We start from the raw sequence: 17,488 nt of genomic DNA on the forward strand, positions 1-17,488 counted from the left end.
GATATCCTGATACGGGGTGTTTTCTTCGCGTAGAAGATCACACCCCGTCAACGCTCCCGGGCCGCCGACTCGGCTTCCTGGCTTGCCCAGTTGCGGCCCACGACCGGTACGATCGCCGGAAAGCCGCCGTCCCCCGTTGAAGCGCGGCATCATCCGCTACGAAGGTCATCCATGCCCCACAGCCAAACCTCTGCACCACGCGGCCGGGTCCGCCTCGCGCGCGGAGCATCGCCGTGGCTACTCCCGACCGTTGCCACCGCAGCACTCAGCCTCGCCCGCGCGCGCCGCTCCGGCGCCGCCAAGGCCGTGGCCGTACCCGCCACCGCGCTGGCGGCGGGCATGCTGTGGTTCTTCCGCGACCCCGAGCGCGAGATCGCCCGGGGCCGGGTCATCTCGCCCGCCGACGGTGTGGTGCAGAGCATCATGCCGTGGAAGGACGGACGCACCCGCGTCGCGATCTTCATGAGTCCGCTCAATGTCCATGTGAACCGCGCCCCGCTCTCCGGCACGGTCACATCGGTCGAGCACATCCCGGGCGGCTTCGTTCCCGCTTTCAACAAGGAGAGCGAGAACAACGAGCGCGTAGTCTGGCATTTCGACACCGAACTCGGCGACATCGAGATGATCCAGATCGCCGGCGCGGTGGCCCGCCGCATCGTCCCCTACATCCCGCAGGGTACGAAGGTCGAGCAGGGCGAACGCATCGGGCTGATCCGCTTCGGCTCGCGTGTCGACCTCTATCTGCCCGAGGGCGTGGAGGTCGCGGTCGAGGTCGGCCAAAAGACCGTGGCTGGGGTGACTCGACTTGACCGTGATTGATCCCGATACCAAGTCCGGCTGGGTGCCGGAGGACGAGGTGGACGACGAGGAGGAGATGCCCCTCTCGCTCCGCCTCTCAATAGCGGACACGCTCACCCTCGGCAACGCCACGTGCGGATTCATGGCGGTCTACTTCACCACCACCGGCATCCTGATCCCGCACCTGACGGGCAACGACGGGTCGGCGGGCATGGCCCGGCACAGCGCGGCCACGGCCGTGATCCTCATGCTCTGCGCGGCGGTCTTCGACCTGTTCGACGGCCTGGTCGCGCGGAAGCTGCGCTCCTCCCCCATGGGCGCGGAGCTGGACAACCTCTCCGACCTGATCAGCTTCGGCCTGGCGCCGGCGTACTTCGTCCTGGTCTACGGCATGGTGGCGGACGACGCGCACCAGAGAGTGGCCGCGGTCGGAGCGATCGTGGTGCTGCTGGCGGTCGTCCTCCGCCTCGCGCGCTTCTCGTGCGTGACGCCGACGAACGGCATGTTCCAGGGCATGCCCTCACCGTTCGGCGCGCTCACGGTGGTCTCGATCGTCCTGCTGGAGCTGCCGTTCGTCGCCACGCTGCTGGCAATCCTGGGCACGGCGTGGCTGATGGTGAGCCGCGTCGAGTACCCGAAGCCGCGGGGCCGCCTGGCGGCGGCCATGCTGTCCTGGATCGTCCTGTCGATGGGCCTCCTGGCGGCCTGGGCCCTCGACGCCCCCAGCGGCCAGCTCCTCCTCCAGACGGGCTGCGCCCTGCAGCTGGTCATGGGGGCCGTGATCCCGCTCTTCGCCACGGCGCGCCGGGTGAACAACTTCCGCGACAACCGCCGAGAGGCGCGCGCCGCACAGCTGCCGTAAGCACCGCGCTCGCCGAGGGCCCCGGACCGGATCGGTCCGGGGCCCTTTGCTTGTGCGGGGGGGCCGGAGCGCGGTCCCCGCGAGGTGCAGGGGCGGAGCGCCGGCCGGATCAAGGGTCCCCGGTCGCGTCAAGAGGGCGTGAGCCTGGGGAGGGGGCGGTCAGGAGCCGCGGGTGCGAGAGGACGACCGGTCTCAGGCCAGGAAATCCCGCGCGATGTTCTCCGCCACCCGCTCCAGGATCGGCCCCGCGTCCGCGATGCACTTCGCGACGTCCGGCTCGACCTCCGTCAGCGGGTACGCCCTGCGGATCCCCGCGCGGCCCAGTGTCTCGGGCGGCAGCGCCAGGCGTCCGCAGACCGCGATGACCTCCTTTCCGGCCGCCCTCGCCGCCGCGGCGACCCCCGCCGGGGCCTTGCCGTGCAGCGTCTGCCGGTCCAGCGACCCCTCACCCGTGATCACCAGCGAGGCCCGCTCCAGCGCGGGAGCGAAGCCCAGGACGTCCAGCATGACCTCGATGCCGGGCCGGAAGCGGGCGCCCAGGACGAGCGCGCCGTACCCGATACCGCCCGCGGCGCCCGCGCCCGGCGAGGCGGCGTACTCCGCCGCCCGCGTCCCGAACGTCTCCTCCAGCACCTTCGCGTAGTGCGCGAGCGCGGCATCCAGCCCCGCCACGTCGTCCGGCGAGGCACCCTTCTGCGGCCCGTACACCGCCGGTGCGCCCTTCGGTCCGGTCAGCGGGTTGTCGACGTCGCTCGCGAGTACCAGGTCCACCGAGGACAGCCTCGGGTCCAGGCCCGAGAGATCGGCACGGGCGAGCTCGGCAAGGCCTCCGCCGCCCGGAGGCACCGGCTCCCCCTCCGCGTCGAGCAACCGCGCCCCGAGCGCGGACAGCATCCCCGCGCCCCCGTCCGTCGTAGCGCTCCCGCCGACCCCGAACACGATCGTCCGCGCCCCGGCGTCCAGCGCGGCCCGCAGCAGCTCCCCCGAGCCGTACGTGGACGCCGTCAGCGGCGCAAGGACGCCGGCCGGCAGCCGCTGCAGCCCGCTCGCCTCCGCCATCTCCACGACCGCGGTGTCGCCCCGCACCGCGAACGCGGCCGTCACCTCGTGCCCCAGGGGGCCCGCGACCCGCACCGCACGCCGTTCGAACCCGGCCGCGACGGCCGCGTCCACGGTCCCGTCGCCGCCGTCGGCTACGGGCAGCGACTCGACGTCGAGGCCCGGCACGACCCTGCGCAGCCCCGTCGTCACCCGCTCCGCGACCTGCACCGCCGTCAGCGACCCCTTGAACTTGTCCGCGGCGACGAGAACCCGCTGTGCCACCCGAAGGTCGTTCCCTGCTGCGTCTGCCACCTGCATTCCCCTTGTTCTCCAGGCCTTGCGCACGGCAAGGCGGTCGCGCCGCTGCGACCATAACCAAGGGACGCATCCGCCGTCATGCGCTGTCCGGCCCCCGGAAGGCCGCGCAACCCTGCCCGGAATCGGGTACATCTTCAGCCATGACCCCTGTGGGCATCGAGCTCGCCGCACCCTCGGGGGCCGGCTCGGCCGGATCGCGCGCACCTACTCGCCCTCGTCGGCCGGGGGCACCGGGAACAGGGCGGGCCGGCCGGCGATCATGCCCGTCTCACGGGCCGTGGCGACGACGCGGTAGCGCAGATCGCCGGGGCCGTCGATCGGTGCCCCCGCTGTTCGCCACGGACCGCCGGGTGAACAACTTCCGCGACAACGGGCGTGAGGCCCGCGCGGTGCAGCTGTCGTAGACCGTCGTCGTGGTGACGCACCCGGGGCCCGAAGCGATCCGGTCCGGGCCTCCGGTCGTGTCGGGCTCCCGCGCGCGTTTCCCGGCCTCCTCAGGCCTTCGGTGTGTACGCCTCGGCTTCCTTCGAGACGGCTGCCTCCTGTACGACCTTCATGCCGCCGGTCGCGTTCTTGTCCGGCTGGAGGATCACGCTCTCCCGGGAGGACGGGGCGGCGGGGTCGCTGAAGTTCTGGACGGTGCCGAAGCCGATGTCGAAGGAGTCGATCGTCAGCAGGGCCTTGTCGACCCCTTCCCGGGTGAGGTCCTTGCTCGCGCAGGCCTTCTTCAGGGCCTCGCCGAAGGCCGACGCGGCGGTCCAGCCGGCGACGATGCCGTTGTCGAGGGAGTCCTCGGGATAGGCAGCCTTGTAGTCGGCGACGAGCTTCTTCGCCTCCGGGGTGTCCGCGCCGATCGGCAGCGAGGGCGAGGCCACATAGTAGTTCTTCATCAGGGCCGGACCCGCCTGGGTGGCCAGCAGCTGGGGGGCGAAGGCCGAGTTGTTGCCGATGACCGGCACGCCGAAGCCGCCGGCCGCCGCGACGCCGACCAGCGAGGCGGCCTGGCGCGGGCCGGCGCTGATGACGATCGCCTTGACACCGGCCTGCTTGAGGGCGGCGACCTGGGCCGTCATGTCGTTGTCGGTCGGTTTGATCTTCTGCTCGACGACCGTGAGCCCCGCCTCCTTCGCGATGTGCTTCGAGCCGACGAGGGCGCTCTCGCCGTAGTCGCCCTCGAAGTAGACGTGGCCGATCTTGTCTCCCTTCTTCAGCCCCTTCGCCTTGATCAGGAAGTCGACGGCATTGATCGTCTCGATGTCGTAGGTGGATCCGATGACGCGGATGTACGGACTGCCCAGGAGCGCCGACGACCAGGCCTGCGGCAGGACGAGGTCCTTGTCCTGGCTGTCGATGCGCTTCTTGACCGCGGCGACGAACGGGGAGCCGATGAACTGGGCGAAGCCCAGTACCTTCGGCTGCAGCTCGGTGTATCCGGCGACGGCCTTCTGCGGGTCGTAGCCGTGGTCGCGGACCGTGAGAGCCACCTTGTAGCCGCAGACACCGCCGGCCGCGTTCAGCTGCTTCACGTACAGCTGCTGGGCCTGGGTGACGCTCTTGCCGAGGGTGGCGTACACGCCGGTCAGGTCGGTGAGCGCGCCCAGAGTGATCGTCTTGCCGGAGATGCCCGCCCCGGTCTTCACACCGCCCGCAGCCTTGTCGCCGTCGCCGTCGTCCTTGGCCTTGGAACTGCATCCGGCCAGCACGAGCAGTGCCGCGAGGGTACCCGCCGCTGCCCTGGCCCCATACGTCCTGTTCATCGTTGCTCCCCTGGATCGGTTCTGACGCGACGCCGGGCGGCCACCCTGACCAGGCCGCCGGGCAGGAACAGCACCACCAGCACGACGGCGGCGCCGTAGAGGTACCGGGCCGCCTCGCCCGGTGCGATCCCGCCCGTGCCGGGGGCGGAGATGAAAGGCAGCGCATCGCTGTAGCGGGTCAGCAGCTGCGGCAGCAGGGAGACGAACACCGCGCCGGCCACCGCGCCGGAGACCGAGCCGAGCCCGCCGATGACGATCATGGCGAGGTAGTCCAGGGACAGCGTGATACCGAAGTAGTCGGGCACCGTCCGCTGGAAGACCAGCGCGAGCAGGACGCCCGCGAGGCCCGCGTACATCGAGGACAGCACGAAGACGGCGGCGCGGTGGCGGGCCACGGGTACGCCGAGCACGCCCGCGGCGATGCGGTGGTCGCGGATCGCGTTCATCGCCCGGCCCGGACGTCCGCGCAGCACCCCGCGGGCGAACAGGGCGCAGGCGAGAAGGGCGACCAGGCCCGCGTACCAGAGCTTCTCGGCCGAGCCGAACGGCACGTCGGCGACGACGAGTTCACGGTCGTCGAAGGTGAGGCCGAACAGGCTCAGCGGCGGGACGTCACGGCCGTTGGCGCCGCCGGTCAAGTCGTATGCGTTGAACATGACGTGCTGGCCGATGAAGACCAGCGCGAGGGTGGCGATGCCCAGGTAGGCACCGCTGAGCCGGCCCGCGATGGGGCTGAACAAGCCGCCCGCGACACCCGCGACGAGCACCGCGAGCACGGCCGCGAGCCAGGTCGGCAGGCCGAGCCCGGTCAGGCCGGCGCCGTCGTCCGCCGCGAACACGCAGTAGCCGTAGGCGCCGACGGCGAGGAAGAAGGCGTGTCCCATGGAGAGCTGGCCGGTCGCGCCGGTGAGGAGGTTGATGCCGATCGCGCCGATCGCGGCGGCCATCGCGAACAGACCGGCCTGGAGCCAGAATCGGTCCAGGTAGAACGGGAAGGCGAGCAGCAGCACGACCCCGACGGCCCAGACGTAGCTACGGGGGTCGGCGAGCCGGGCGGGGCGACGGCCGGGAGGGGCGGGCGCGCCGCGTCTCCCGCCGGGTACCAGGACCCCGGACGGAGGGCGGGGGTCGGAGGGGGCAGGTTCGTCGGACCCGGGCCGCACATGCATGCCCAGCGCTGTCGGCCGCTGCGGCACGGCCGGGTTCTCAGACACGTGCGAGCTCCTTCGTGCCGAACAGCCCCGCGGGGCGGATGAGCAGGATCGCGACCATGACGAGGTAGGGGGCGACATCGCCGAGCCCGCGGCCCAGGAACGTCAGGTCGCTCTGGTAGCCGGTGGCCAGCGACTCGGTGACACCGACCAGCAGGCCGCCCACCAGCGCGCCCGTCGTGGAGTCGAGGCCGCCGAGGATCGCCGCCGGGAACGCCTTGAGCGCGGCCAGCGAGGTGGCTCGTTCCAGGCCAGGCGTCGGGAAGACGGTGAGGAACAGCGCGGCCACGGCGGCCAGGCCCCCCGCCACGGCCCAGGCGCTCAGCGAGACCCGCCCGAGCCGTACCCCCATCAGCGCCGCGGTCTCCGAGCTCTCCGCCGCCGCGCGCATCGCCACCCCCCACGACGTGTACCGGAACGCGAGCAGGAAGGCTCCGATGAGCAGCGCGGCTGCCACGAAAGCGGCGATCCGCGTGTGCGCGAGGGAGACCGGCCCGAGCTTGAGGACGGCGTCGCCCCACGGGTCGCCCAGCGGGATGACGTCCGTGCCGATGCGACGGGTCAGTTCGGTGGTGAGCAGGATGTCGACCCCGATAGTGACGATGGCGAGGACGCTGTGGTCGCTGCCCCGGTAACGCCGCATCACGAGGAACTCCACGGCCGCCCCGACCAGCGCGGCGCCCGCGATCCCGGCGAGCAGCGCGGGCCAGAAGCCGATGTCGTCGTGGAGGATCGCGGTGATGTAGCCGCCGGCGAGCAGCAGCGACGCGTGGGCGAAGTTGACGACCTCGGTGGCCCGGAAGATGACCACGAAGCCGAGCGCGATGAGCGCGTAGACGGACCCCAACGAGAGTCCATTGAGGAGGATTTCAGCGAGGGCGCTCATGATCCGGCTCCCAGGTAGGCACGGACGACGGCCGGATCGTTCTGCACGTCGGCGGGGACGCCGTCCGCGATCCGGCGCCCGAAGTCCAGTACGGTCACCGCGTCCGCGAGCCGCATCACCACCCCCATGTCGTGTTCCACCAGCACGATCGAGATGCCGAGCCCGTCCCGGACGCCCGCGATCACGGCGGCGGTCCGGCGCCGTTCGTCGGCGGTCATGCCCGCGACCGGCTCGTCGAGAAGCAGCAGACGCGGCTCCATGCACAGGGCGCGGGCGAGCTCGGCGAGTTTCTGCTGCCCGTACGGGAGCGAGCCCGCCGGGCGGCCGAGGCAGTCGGCGATGCCGACGAACTCCGCGATCTCCCATACCCGTTCACGGTGCCGCCGCTCCTCGCAAGCCGCGGAGGGCAGGCCGAGTCCCGCGGCCAGGAAGCCCGTCCGGGTCAGCCGGTACCGGCCGAGCAGCAGACAGTCCTCGACCGAGGCGTGCGGCGGCAGCGCAAGGTTCTGGAAGGTGCGGGCGACGCCGAGGCCGGCGATGCGGTGCGCGGACATCCCGGTCAGCTCGTGCGCGCCGAAGCGGACACTGCCCGCGGCCGCCCGGTAGACCCCGGACAGCACGTTGAAACAGGTGGACTTGCCCGCGCCGTTGGGCCCGATGAGGGCGTGCACGCTGCCGGGACGGACGGTGAAGCCGACACCGTCCAGCGCGGTGAGTCCGGCGAACCGCACGGTCAGGTCGCGCACTTCGAGGGGGTCGTCGCCCGCTGCGAGGACGTTCACACGCCACCTCCCTGCCACCGGGTCAGCGTCCGCCCGGCGCCACCCGCCTGTTCGGCGTCCGCGACCGCGTCCTCGTCGACCACGCCCAGGTAACGCCTGCGCACCTCGTCGGATGCGGCCAGTTCCTCGGCCGGGCCGGACAGCGTGACCTCGCCGACCTCGAGGACGTACGCGCGCGTGGCGAGCCGCAGGGCGAGGGCGGCGTTCTGCTCGACGAGCAGCACCGAGGTGCCCTGGGCGTTGATCTCCCGTACGGTGTCGGCGATCCGCTGGGCCATGAGGGGGGCGAGGCCGAGGGACGGCTCGTCGAGGAGCAGCACCTTCGGGCCCGCCATCAGGGCGCGGGCGACGGCGAGCATCTGCTGTTCGCCGCCGGAGAGCAGGCCGGCCCGCTGCCCGGCGCGCTCGGCGAGCACGGGGAACAGCTCGTGGACGCGCTCCAGGGCTGCGGCCCGGCCCGACCGGGTGCCGCCGAGGGCGCCGGCGCGCAGGTTGTCGGCGACCGTCATCCGCGCGAACACCCTTCGCCCCTCGGGTACTTGGGACACTCCCGCGGCAACCACCCGGTCCGGCGGCAGCCCGTCGAGGCGGCGGTCGCCGAGGCGCACGCCACCCTCGGTCACCGCGCCGCCGTGAAAGGACAGCGTCCGGCTGATCGCCCTGAGCAGCGTGGACTTGCCCGCGCCGTTGCCGCCGAGCACCGTCACCACCGCCCCCTGGGGCACCTCCAGGGACACCCGGCGCAGTGCCCGCACGGGTCCGTATCCGACTGACAGGTCGTGAACGACCAGCCCGGATCCGCCCATGAACGACCCCCTGTTCCGACTCGGTGTGGCGCTCACCCCAGCACCGACGGTGGCGCCCGTCCACGGCCCGCGGCGGAATCGCTGCGGGTGCCCAGCGGGCCGGGCCGGGCGTTGTGCGCGTGCACAAGGCCGCGTGTCAGGGGCCTGTGCGGGACCCCGCCGCGATGGCATCCTCCGGCCATGGGAGCGCGAAGGCCGCGGACCGGTCATGACTGGAAGCTGCTCGCGGAGTCCTGCAAGGCTCTGCTGGAACGGCTGCCGCTGCTCGTCGACGAGCATCTGCGACAGCTCACCGAGTACTCCTCCGTCTACGGGCAGGTGCTCCCGCAGGACCAGCAGTGGCGGGAGGCCGAGGAGGCGATGCGGATCGGCATCGAGACGCTCTACGCTCCTCGGAACTCGCCGCGCCGCGATCTGGAGCACGCCGAGGACACGGGCCGGCGCCGGGCCCGGCAGGGGCTGCCGCTGGACCTGCTCGTGCACGCCTACCGGAACGCCGGCTACCTGGTGTGGGACGCGCTCGTCGACGGGGCTGCGGGCCGGGAGCCCGAGCGGCTCGCGGCGCTGATGCGCTCGACGACGATGGTGTGGTCGGCGGTGGACGCGCAGACCCAGGCGGCGTCCGAGGCCTACCGGGCCACCGAGGCGGAACTGCGACGGCGCACCGACGAGCAGTTGCAGGCGTTGCTCGACGCGCTGCTGGAGGGGCAGGCCACCCCCGGGCTGGCGGCGCGCGCGGCCGCGGGTCTCGATCTGCCGGAGCACGGGCCGTACGCGGTGGTGGTGCTGCGGGCCGAGCGGCGGGAGTCGGCCGACCGGCCGGTGCGCGGGGCCGGGTTCCGGTTCATCTGGCGGATGCGCGCCGACGGCGAGGTGGGGGTCGTGGCGCTCACGCCCGATCAGGACCTGGACGGCGTCGCGCGCGTACTCGACGGCTGGTGCTCGGGTCCGGGTGGCATCAGCCCGGTCGTGCCCGGGCTCGCCGACCTGGGGCGGGCGCGTCGGCTGGCCGAGCTGGCGCTGCGCACCTGCCCGCCGGACGCGACCGCGGTCGTGCGGTTGGACCAGCGGATGCCGACCGCGCTGGTGGTGAGCCAGCCGGAGCTCGCCGACCGGCTGGTGGCAGACGTGTTCGGCGCGCTCCTCGAGCTGGAGCCCGCCGATCGGGCCGTGCTCCTGGAGACCCTCGACGTGTGGCTGGCCTGCGAGGGCTCCGCGGGCCGGGCCGCGAGCCGGCTGTACTGCCACCGCAACACGGTCTTCAACCGGCTGCGGCGGCTGGAACAGCTCACCTCCCGCTCCCTGGCCCGCCCCCGCGACCTCATCGAGATGACTCTGGCCCTGGACGCATACCGCTTGTCCGGGGCACGCAGATGACCGGGGTCTCGTACGTGGACGCCGTGAGCGGCGCGAAGACGCCCGCGGGCAGCCCGCTGCACCCCGCGGGGCCCGAGGGCGGCACATCGCGGCCGGAATCGGGTAGACCGGAGCTATGACCCCTGTGGGCACTGAGCCAGAGCTCGCGGACCGCATTCTCGGGGGCTGGCTCGGCCGGATCGCGGGCAACATGCTCGGCAAGCCGGTCGAGCAGGGCGACCTGTGGACGCGGGAGCGCATCGACCGCTATCTGCGGCAGGCCTCGGCCCTGCCGCTGACCGACTACCTGCCGGAGCCGGCCACCGAGACCGACGGCTTCGAGCTGCGGCCCGAGTGGCGCCAGTGCGTACGCGGCCGCATCCACGGCAGCTGCCGCGACGACGACGTCGACTACGCGATCCTCGGCCTGGACCTGCTCGAGACGCACGGCTTCGGCTTCAGCACCGAGCAGGTCGGCGATCTGTGGCTGCTGCGGCTGCCGTATCTGCAGACGTTCACGGCCGAACGGGTGGCGTACCGCAACCTCACCAACGGCCTGAAGCCACCGCTCACGGCCACGTACGACAACCCCTACCAGGAGTGGATCGGGGCCCTGATCCGCGCCGACGTCTACGGCTGGACCTGTCCGGGCCTGCCCCGCCACGCCGCCGCACTGGCCCGCCGGGACGCGGTCCTTTCCCACACCGGCAACGGGGTGTACGGCGCGATGTGGGCGGCCGCACTGATCTCGGCGGCGTTCACCGCGCCCACGGTCCGGCACGCTCTCGACACGGCTCTGACGGTGATCCCGGCGAGCAGCCGCTTCGCGCGCACTGTACGACGGGTGATCTCGCTGCACGAGACCAGGCTGAGCTGGGAGGAGACGCTCGACACGGCCTCCGGGGAGACGGCGGGGCTGGGCTGGATCCACGCCGTCCCCAACGTCGCGGTGCTCACCGCGGGGCTCCTGTACGGCGACGGCGACTTCACCCGCACGATCGCGCTGACCGTCCGCGGCGGCCTGGACACCGACTCCAACGGCGCGACCGCGGGCTCGGTCGCCGGCGTCCTCACAGGTGCGCACGCCATCCCCGCACAGTGGAAGGACCCCTTGGAGGACACGGTCCGCAGCGCCGTCTTCGGCTTCGACTGCGTCAGCATCGGCGAACTGGCGGACCGGACGCTGCGTCTCGCGCACACCGAGACCCGGTGATCCGCGGGCGGATCACCCGACGCCGTCCCCAGTACCGGATGGTTACTCTTCCTGAGTGACCACACCGGACTTCGCCACATACATCGCGTCCCTGCCGCGCGTCCTCGCCGGCGCGGCCGCGCTCTTCCGTGACGTCGAGGGGCGCGTGCTGCTCGTCGAGCCCAACTACCGTGACGGGTGGGCGCTGCCCGGCGGGACGATCGAGTCGGACACCGGCGAGACGCCACGGCAGGGCGCCCGGCGGGAGACCGCGGAGGAGATCGGGCTCGACGTCGAACTCGGGCGGCTGCTCGCGGTGGACTGGGTGAACGGGACGGTGCGGCCCCCGTTGGTGGCGTATCTGTACGACGGCGGGGTCCTCGCCGAGAAGGACCTCGAGGCGATCCGTCTGCAGGAGGAGGAGCTGCTGTCCTGGCAACTGGTGCCACGCGAGAAGCTCTCGTCCTTTCTGCCGGGCGCGCTGGGCCGCCGTGTCCTCGCCGCCCTCGACGTGCTGGCGGAGGGCACAAGCACGGCGGAACTGGAGAACGGCCACCGCGTCGGCTGACGGGCCGATCCAGGCATCCCGTACATCCGCTCTCCCTCCGGACGGGGACGACGCCCGGCTGTCACCGCCGGCCGGGCGCCGCCGCGCATGCAAGGCCGAGCAATGCGGGCGCACGCGGCGACGAGCAGGGCGCCGACCGGGAATCACCCGCCCAACACGGAGCGATGCCCGGCGGTGTTGAACGTCCATGATCACACTCAGCGGTTCGCCCGGCGCAGGGGGACGTTTTCGGCTCCCCCTGGCCACGTCACCGCCGTCGCACTCGCTTCGGCGGGGTCCGCATGACTGGACAGCACGCCAAAACTCCAAAACGCCCATAGGGTATGTAAGCGAATAATTCCGAGATAGCGGTTTAACCGAATCACGGTTTCCGCCTGCAGGAGGGGCTCGAGTCGTAGCCGACCCGCCCGGAGGAGGACGCGATGAGGGACGTGGCGAGCGAACAGGGCATCGACGACCGTCCCGCGGTCAACGAGCGGGTCGTGACACTTGACGTGAACGGCCGGTCGTACACCCTGCGCCTGGACACCCGGATCACGCTGCTGGACGCCCTGCGGGACCGGCTGGGCATGGTGGGTACGAAGAAGGGCTGCGACCAGGGCGCCTGCGGTGCCTGCACGGTCCATCTCGACGGCAGGAGGGTGCTGTCCTGCCTGACCCTGGCGGCCCAGGCCGAGGGCCGGGAGATCACCACCATCGAGGGGCTCGCCGGCACCGACGGGCCCCACCCGGTGCAGCGGGCGTTCATCGAGCACGACGGCTTCCAATGCGGCTTCTGCACCCCGGGCCAGATCATGTCCGCGGTGGCGCTGATGTCCGAGGGCCGCGCCGGCTCGGACGACGAGATCCGGGAGTTCATGAGCGGCAACGTCTGCCGCTGCGGCGCCTATCCCAACATCGTGGCCGCGATACGCGAGGCGGCGTCCGGGGGAGGTTACGATGCGCACCTTTGACTACGTGCGGGCCACCGACACACAGGAAGCGGTGCAGCTCCTGGCCGACGACCCGGCGGCCTCCTGTCTCGCCGGAGGCACGACGCAGCTGGACCTGATGAAGGACGGGATCCTGGAGCCGCCGCGGCTGATCGACATCACCCGGCTCCCGCTGCACGGCATCGAGCGGCGCGGCGAGTCCCTCCACGTGGGAGCGCTGGCCACCATGGAGGAACTGGCCGCCGACTCGACCGTCGCCGAGCGGCTGCCCCTGGTACGCGAATCCCTTCTGCTCGGGGCCTCGGTGCAGCTGCGGAACATGGCCACCATCGGGGGCAATCTGCTGCAGCGCACCCGCTGCCGCTACTTCCGCGACCCCGGCGTCGTCGAGTGCAACAAGCGCTCCCCCGGCTCGGGTTGCGCGGCGGTGTTGGGCGCGGCGCGCATGCACGCCGTGCTCGGCGTGGACAAGCGGTGCATCGCGCTGCACGCCTCCGACCTCGCCGTCGCCCTGGTGTCCCTGGACGCGGTCGTGCACATCCAGGGGCCGACGCACCGCCGCACCGTGCCGCTGACGGAGTTCTACATCACCGCCGACGAGAGTCCCGAGCGCGAAAACGTCCTGGACCACGCCGAGCTGATCACCGAGGTGGAAATCCCGCTGCCACCGCCGAGCGCCCGGTCGGGCTACCTCAAGGTCCGCGACCGGTTGTCGTACGAGTTCGCCCTCACCTCGGCCGCGGTACTCCTCGTGATCGACGACGACACGATCCGCCAGGCCCGGGTGGGGCTCGGCGGCGTGGGGTCGAAGCCGTGGCGAGCCTACGAGGCCGAGCACGTGCTGACCGGCGCGCCGGCCACGACGGCCATGTTCCTGGAGGCGGCCGAGGCGACCATGCACGACGCCTGGACCGTGCCGGGCACGGAGTTCAAGGTGCCGCTCGCCCGGCGCACCCTGGTACGCGAGCTGCAGACAGTGTCAGGAGTGACCGCATGAGCACCGTCGAGAGCAGACCGCTGATCGGCGCGGGCGTCAGCCGAGTCGACGGCCCGCGCAAGGTCACCGGCGCCGCGCCGTACCCGATGGACTTCAGCGTCCCCGGCCAGGCCTACGGCGCCCTGGTGCAGAGCACCGTCGCCGCCGGCAGGATCGTCCGCATGCACACCGAGGCGGCCGAACGAGCCCCCGGCGTGGTCACGGTGCTCACCCACGAGAACGCCCCCGAGGTCGGGACGGGCCCGACGACGGTGCTCGGCGCCTCGCCCCCCACCCCGTTGCGCAACGACCGGATCATCCACCACGGGCAGCACATCGCCTTCGTGGTGGCCGAGACCCCGGAGCAGGCCACCGCCGCCGCGCGTCTGGTGCGGGCGGACTACGAGGCCGCGGAGCCACTGCTGGACCTGCAGGACCCGCGGGCCGAGCAACTGATCGACCCGTGGGGGATGGACCATACGCGCGGCGACACCGCGGCGGCGCTGGAGTCCGCCGAGGTGACCCTGCGGGCCACGTACACCACCGCGGACAACACCAACAACCCGCTCGGGCTGTTCGCCACCCTGGCCGTGTGGGAAGGCGACACCCTCACCGTCCACGACACCAGTCAGTGGCCCTCCATGGTGCGCACCACCCTCTCCATGGTCTTCGGCATTCCGGAGAGTTCCGTGCGCGTCCTGGTGCCGTACGTCGGCGGGGGATTCGGTGCCGGTCTGCGCGTGTGGCCGCACGTGATCCTCACCGCCATGGCCGCCCGGACCGTCAACCGTCCGGTCAAGCTGGTGCTGACCCGCCCTCAGATGTTCACCTCCGTCGGGCACCGCCCCAGCGGCGTGCAGTGGCTGAGCGTCGGCGCCACGCGCGAAGGCGAACTGGTCGCCCTCGAGCACCGCAGCCTCAGCTCGCTGAGCATGGAGGACCACGACTTCGAGCCCTTCTCCTCCGGAACCGCCTTCGCCTACCGGTGCCCCAACGTCACCGCCCGGGACCGGCAGGCCAGACTCAACATCGCCGTCCCGACGTCGATGCGCGCACCGGCTGAGGCGCAGGGCAACTTCGCTCTGGAGTCCGCGCTCGACGAACTGTCCTACACCCTGGGCATCGACCCGCTGGAGCTGCGGCTGCGCAACCACACCGCCGTCGACCCGCGCAACGGGCTGCCCTGGTCCGGTAAGGCGCTCCTGGCGTGCTACGAGATCGGCGGGCGGCACTTCGGCTGGGCCGACCGGAACCCGGAACCGCGGTCCATGCGCGACGGGAACTGGCTCATCGGCTACGGCATGGCGAGCGCGATATTCCCGTACTTCGCGCAGCCGTGCATGGCCGAGGCCACCGTCAACCGCGACGGCAGCGCCTTCGTGCGGAGCGCGGCGACCGACATCGGCACCGGCACTTACACGGTGATGGCCCAGCTGTCCGCCGAGGAACTGGCACTACCCCTGGACAAGGTCCGCTTCGACCTCGGCGACTCCGACATGCCCGACTCGGGGATGGCGGGCGGCTCCGGTCTGACCGGAGGGCTCGGCAACGCGGTGCACGACGCCTGCCGGCGGCTGGTGCGCTCCTTCGCGGGACTCGCGCGCGAGGACGCCGACTCGCCCCTGAGGGGGGTGGACCCGGACGACGTGGAGTGCGGTGACGGCCGGGTCCACCTGGTGGGCCGGCCGGAGTGCGGGGAGTCGTACGTCGACATCCTCGCCCGGCACGGGCTGCCGCAGCTCACGGCGACCGGGAGCAGCACGCCTCCGGACCCCGAGGAGCTGGGCATGTCCCTCGCCGGGGCCTACGGCGCGAAGTTCGTGGAGGTCCGCGTCGACGCCGACCTCGGGCTCGTCCGGGTCGCCCGGGTGGTGTCCGCGATCGACGGCGGGCGCATCCTCAACGAGAAGACGGCCAGGAGCCAGATCATCGGCGGCACGGTCGGCGGGATCGGCATGGCCCTGCTCGAGGACACCGTCACCGACCCGCGCACCGGACGCATCGCCAACGGCACCTTCGCCGACTACCTCGTCGCCGTGAACGCCGACGTCCCAGAGCTGGACGTGGTCTTCGTGGGCGAGCCCGATCGCGGCACCGCCACCGGCACCAAGGGCGTCGGCGAGATCGGCCTGGTCGGCGTCGCACCCGCGATCGCCAACGCCGTGTACCACGCCACCGGAAAGCGCGTCCGCGAGCTGCCGATCACCCTGGACGCCCTCCTTTGAGCCGCCGCCGGCTGCCGATCCGGGGGTGTCGTACCGGCGGGTCTCGTCGGCCTTGTCGGCCACGGTCACGCCGACCGTGAATTCGGCTGCCCCGCCGTCTTGTACGAGTCTTCTGCCGGCCGGATCAGCCCGGATCCGGAGGTGGGGCACGCGACGACAGTCGGCGCTTCAGCGCCGGGTCGAGCGCGATTGCTGCTCCATGGCCTCCGGCGCCGGCACAGCCCCCGGTGGGCCAGGACGCCCCCCAGCTCGGTTGCAACGCGTGCCGGTATGGACCGTACGACCCAGCCCGCACAGCGGCCGCGACTGCCCTGCAGGGGCAGGAGCCTTGGCCTGCACGAACACACCAAAGATAAATGTGCCGATTCTCAACGATCATCATTTTCCCAGGCTTCTTCGGATTGGGGGCGAGTCGCTCAAAATTCATGTGCGGGCCGCCACCACCAGTGATATCCGATTCGCCCATTCTTGCAACACGTGTACCGTCCCTGAAACGTACCGCCCGCTACCCGGCACAGGCTCCTTATATCCAGAACCAAGTCACTTCTCTGCCGAATCGAGCGCATCGTTCGTCGATATGCACGTCCACCGGGTGGCCATCGCCATCGCACTTACGCAACGAGGTCCACGGACAATTTGCATTGTGAACGAGTACCGGTGTATCGCCCGCCAGCACATAGTACGTGTGCTGGGCGAGTCCCTTTCATCAGCGCTTTCGCAGGTCAGCGCCCTTCGGTGAGTCCGCCGAAGTTCGCTGGCGTACGCCGTTGACGGGTCCGGTTGCCGTCAGCGTTGCCGTCAGACGGCAGTGGCGGGGTCAGTGGTCGATCTGGACGACGCGGACGGTGCCGAGTGCGCTGGTGATGAGGAGGACGGCCATGACGTCGGGGAGGACAAGGAGGCGCATGACGCCGTCGTCCTCGCCGAAGGGGGTGGTGGAGGCGTAGGGGTCGGTGCAGGCATTGGCGAGGGCCAGGGCGAGCCGCTCGCGTACGTCATCGGGGAGGGCGTCGAAGGCTGCTTCGATGACGACGTCCATGCGGAGCTTCCAGCTCACGCAGCCCCCTTGTGGCGGGCCTGCTCAGCGATGGCGAGGATCTTGTCGGTGACGTCCCGGTCGCCTGGCACCTCGCGGCCATCCAGCTCGATGGCCTGGATCTTGCGGACACGTTCCACCGCGGCAGCGAGCATCTCCGCGCGGACCTGCCAGCGAGCCGCCACGTGGCTGAGTTCGTGGACGGGGGCACTGTTGATCTCGGAGATGAACTGCCGACGGAGGTCTGTGCTGCCGAGTGCCTCGCTGATGGTGCTGACGGTCCACGGTTCGTGTGTGCTCACGGCGTCCGTCCCCTTCTGGCTACTGACGTCCTCCCGGCCCCTGCCGGGATGCTGCGATGCCAGCGTAGCCGCCGTGCGGTCACCCGTGCGGGCCTTGCGTCAACCTGCTCGGAAGCCACCCGTCCGGGTGGCTTCGGCCCATGTTGTTGCCGTCGCTACTGCCGTCAAGGGTCTTGACCAATCAGGCAGGCCGGGCGCCTCACGGCGGCTCGGCGGTCGGCCGCCGGGTAGGCCCTCGGCAAGCGTGCAGCGGGGCTCGGCCAGTCTGACAGCGCGGGAGCCGGCCGGGAGCTTTGCTCCCCGCCGGAGGCGACGCCGGCCACCGCCCTCGGTGCGCCTGGCGACAGACGTGAGGGTCGGCGCCCTGGCCGGCCCTGTGCCTGCGATCCGGCCGTAGGACGGTCGTAGGCGACAACTTGCTGCGCGACGCGTAAGGACTC

Annotated in this window: 16 protein-coding genes and 1 pseudogene; 9 read left to right on the forward strand and 8 right to left on the reverse strand. The window is 71.5% G+C overall.

The window, feature by feature from the left end:
* Nucleotides 1-171: 171 nt before the first annotated feature.
* Both VXC91_RS32845 and pssA read left to right on the forward strand, forming a co-directional pair.
* Nucleotides 172-819: a phosphatidylserine decarboxylase gene (locus VXC91_RS32845; RefSeq protein WP_329511002.1), complete on the forward strand. Its 648-nt coding sequence runs from the start codon at nucleotides 172-174 to the stop codon at nucleotides 817-819.
* Nucleotides 820-841: 22 nt separating this feature from the next.
* Complete coding sequence (gene pssA, locus VXC91_RS32850; RefSeq protein ID WP_329511017.1) at nucleotides 842-1,660, forward strand: CDP-diacylglycerol--serine O-phosphatidyltransferase; 819 nt, start codon at nucleotides 842-844, stop codon at nucleotides 1,658-1,660.
* Nucleotides 1,661-1,852: 192 nt separating this feature from the next.
* Here pssA and VXC91_RS32855 read toward each other — a convergent pair whose 3' ends face one another.
* The gene (locus VXC91_RS32855; RefSeq protein WP_329511003.1) at nucleotides 1,853-3,019 is read right to left on the reverse strand and encodes a glycerate kinase; all 1,167 of its coding nucleotides are present in this window, start codon (nucleotides 3,017-3,019) and stop codon (nucleotides 1,853-1,855) included.
* A 317-nt stretch (nucleotides 3,020-3,336) separates the two neighbouring features.
* Here VXC91_RS32855 and VXC91_RS32860 point away from each other — a divergent pair.
* Nucleotides 3,337-3,423, forward strand: a pseudogene (locus VXC91_RS32860) (CDP-diacylglycerol--serine O-phosphatidyltransferase); the annotation flags it as partial.
* A 90-nt stretch (nucleotides 3,424-3,513) separates the two neighbouring features.
* Here VXC91_RS32860 and VXC91_RS32865 read toward each other — a convergent pair.
* The 5 genes from VXC91_RS32865 to VXC91_RS32885 are packed head-to-tail and all read right to left on the reverse strand — an operon-like array spanning nucleotide 3,514 to nucleotide 8,461.
* A complete protein-coding gene (locus VXC91_RS32865; protein WP_329511004.1) occupies nucleotides 3,514-4,776 on the reverse strand; it encodes an ABC transporter substrate-binding protein in 1,263 nt (420 codons plus the stop codon).
* On the reverse strand, nucleotides 4,773-5,990 hold the full coding sequence (locus tag VXC91_RS32870) for a branched-chain amino acid ABC transporter permease (RefSeq protein ID WP_329511005.1): 1,218 nt from the start codon (nucleotides 5,988-5,990) through the stop codon (nucleotides 4,773-4,775). The genes VXC91_RS32865 and VXC91_RS32870 overlap by 4 nt, the downstream gene beginning before the upstream one ends.
* Entirely contained in the window at nucleotides 5,983-6,873 is an 891-nt protein-coding gene (locus VXC91_RS32875) for a branched-chain amino acid ABC transporter permease (protein WP_329511006.1), read from the reverse strand. Before VXC91_RS32875 ends, VXC91_RS32870 begins: the two co-directional genes overlap by 8 nt.
* The gene (locus VXC91_RS32880) at nucleotides 6,870-7,655 is read right to left on the reverse strand and encodes an ABC transporter ATP-binding protein (protein WP_329511007.1); all 786 of its coding nucleotides are present in this window, start codon (nucleotides 7,653-7,655) and stop codon (nucleotides 6,870-6,872) included. Before VXC91_RS32880 ends, VXC91_RS32875 begins: the two co-directional genes overlap by 4 nt.
* Nucleotides 7,652-8,461 (reverse strand): ABC transporter ATP-binding protein, encoded by an 810-nt coding sequence (locus VXC91_RS32885; RefSeq protein ID WP_329511008.1) that lies wholly within the window; start codon nucleotides 8,459-8,461, stop codon nucleotides 7,652-7,654. The genes VXC91_RS32880 and VXC91_RS32885 overlap by 4 nt, the downstream gene beginning before the upstream one ends.
* 180 nt (nucleotides 8,462-8,641) lie before the next feature.
* Between VXC91_RS32885 and VXC91_RS32890 the strand changes: the two genes are divergently transcribed.
* The 6 genes from VXC91_RS32890 (at nucleotide 8,642) to VXC91_RS32915 (ending at nucleotide 15,710) form a co-directional block, all read left to right on the forward strand.
* Entirely contained in the window at nucleotides 8,642-9,838 is a 1,197-nt protein-coding gene (locus tag VXC91_RS32890; protein ID WP_329511009.1) for a PucR family transcriptional regulator, read from the forward strand.
* A 115-nt stretch (nucleotides 9,839-9,953) separates the two neighbouring features.
* Entirely contained in the window at nucleotides 9,954-11,030 is a 1,077-nt protein-coding gene (locus VXC91_RS32895) for an ADP-ribosylglycohydrolase family protein (protein WP_329511010.1), read from the forward strand.
* 55 nt (nucleotides 11,031-11,085) lie between these two features.
* Nucleotides 11,086-11,577 carry an NUDIX hydrolase gene (locus VXC91_RS32900; RefSeq protein ID WP_329511011.1) on the forward strand — a complete coding sequence of 164 codons (492 nt, stop codon included), beginning with the start codon at nucleotides 11,086-11,088 and terminating at the stop codon, nucleotides 11,575-11,577.
* A 422-nt stretch (nucleotides 11,578-11,999) separates the two neighbouring features.
* Nucleotides 12,000-12,530 carry a (2Fe-2S)-binding protein gene (locus VXC91_RS32905; RefSeq protein WP_329511012.1) on the forward strand — a complete coding sequence of 177 codons (531 nt, stop codon included), beginning with the start codon at nucleotides 12,000-12,002 and terminating at the stop codon, nucleotides 12,528-12,530.
* Entirely contained in the window at nucleotides 12,517-13,506 is a 990-nt protein-coding gene (locus VXC91_RS32910; RefSeq protein ID WP_329511013.1) for an FAD binding domain-containing protein, read from the forward strand. Before VXC91_RS32905 ends, VXC91_RS32910 begins: the two co-directional genes overlap by 14 nt.
* Nucleotides 13,503-15,710: a xanthine dehydrogenase family protein molybdopterin-binding subunit gene (locus VXC91_RS32915; protein ID WP_329511014.1), complete on the forward strand. Its 2,208-nt coding sequence runs from the start codon at nucleotides 13,503-13,505 to the stop codon at nucleotides 15,708-15,710. Before VXC91_RS32910 ends, VXC91_RS32915 begins: the two co-directional genes overlap by 4 nt.
* An 817-nt stretch (nucleotides 15,711-16,527) precedes the next feature.
* On the opposite strand, the gene VXC91_RS32920 is transcribed toward VXC91_RS32915, so the two are convergent.
* Nucleotides 16,528-16,767, reverse strand: coding sequence for a hypothetical protein (locus VXC91_RS32920; protein ID WP_329511015.1), 240 nt, complete (start codon nucleotides 16,765-16,767; stop codon nucleotides 16,528-16,530).
* Nucleotides 16,764-17,048, reverse strand: coding sequence for a hypothetical protein (locus tag VXC91_RS32925; RefSeq protein ID WP_329511016.1), 285 nt, complete (start codon nucleotides 17,046-17,048; stop codon nucleotides 16,764-16,766). The genes VXC91_RS32920 and VXC91_RS32925 overlap by 4 nt, the downstream gene beginning before the upstream one ends.
* Nucleotides 17,049-17,488: the final 440 nt, after the last annotated feature.

It is taken from the genome of Streptomyces chiangmaiensis, from assembly GCF_036281785.1.
Lineage (GTDB): Bacteria > Actinomycetota > Actinomycetes > Streptomycetales > Streptomycetaceae > Streptomyces > Streptomyces chiangmaiensis.

What these genes read in the sequence shown, in the direction of transcription:
- VXC91_RS32845 (WP_329511002.1), top strand. Translation starts at nt 172, where the DNA reads ATGCCCCACAGCCAAACCTCTGCACCACGCGGCCGGGTCCGCCTCGCG.
- VXC91_RS32855 (WP_329511003.1), bottom strand. Translation starts at nt 3,019, where the DNA reads ATGCAGGTGGCAGACGCAGCAGGGAACGACCTTCGGGTGGCACAGCGG.
- VXC91_RS32865 (WP_329511004.1), bottom strand. Translation starts at nt 4,776, where the DNA reads ATGAACAGGACGTATGGGGCCAGGGCAGCGGCGGGTACCCTCGCGGCA.
- VXC91_RS32875 (WP_329511006.1), bottom strand. Translation starts at nt 6,873, where the DNA reads ATGAGCGCCCTCGCTGAAATCCTCCTCAATGGACTCTCGTTGGGGTCC.
- VXC91_RS32885 (WP_329511008.1), bottom strand. Translation starts at nt 8,461, where the DNA reads ATGGGCGGATCCGGGCTGGTCGTTCACGACCTGTCAGTCGGATACGGA.
- VXC91_RS32890 (WP_329511009.1), top strand. Translation starts at nt 8,642, where the DNA reads ATGGGAGCGCGAAGGCCGCGGACCGGTCATGACTGGAAGCTGCTCGCG.
- VXC91_RS32895 (WP_329511010.1), top strand. Translation starts at nt 9,954, where the DNA reads ATGACCCCTGTGGGCACTGAGCCAGAGCTCGCGGACCGCATTCTCGGG.
- VXC91_RS32905 (WP_329511012.1), top strand. Translation starts at nt 12,000, where the DNA reads ATGAGGGACGTGGCGAGCGAACAGGGCATCGACGACCGTCCCGCGGTC.
- VXC91_RS32910 (WP_329511013.1), top strand. Translation starts at nt 12,517, where the DNA reads ATGCGCACCTTTGACTACGTGCGGGCCACCGACACACAGGAAGCGGTG.
- VXC91_RS32915 (WP_329511014.1), top strand. Translation starts at nt 13,503, where the DNA reads ATGAGCACCGTCGAGAGCAGACCGCTGATCGGCGCGGGCGTCAGCCGA.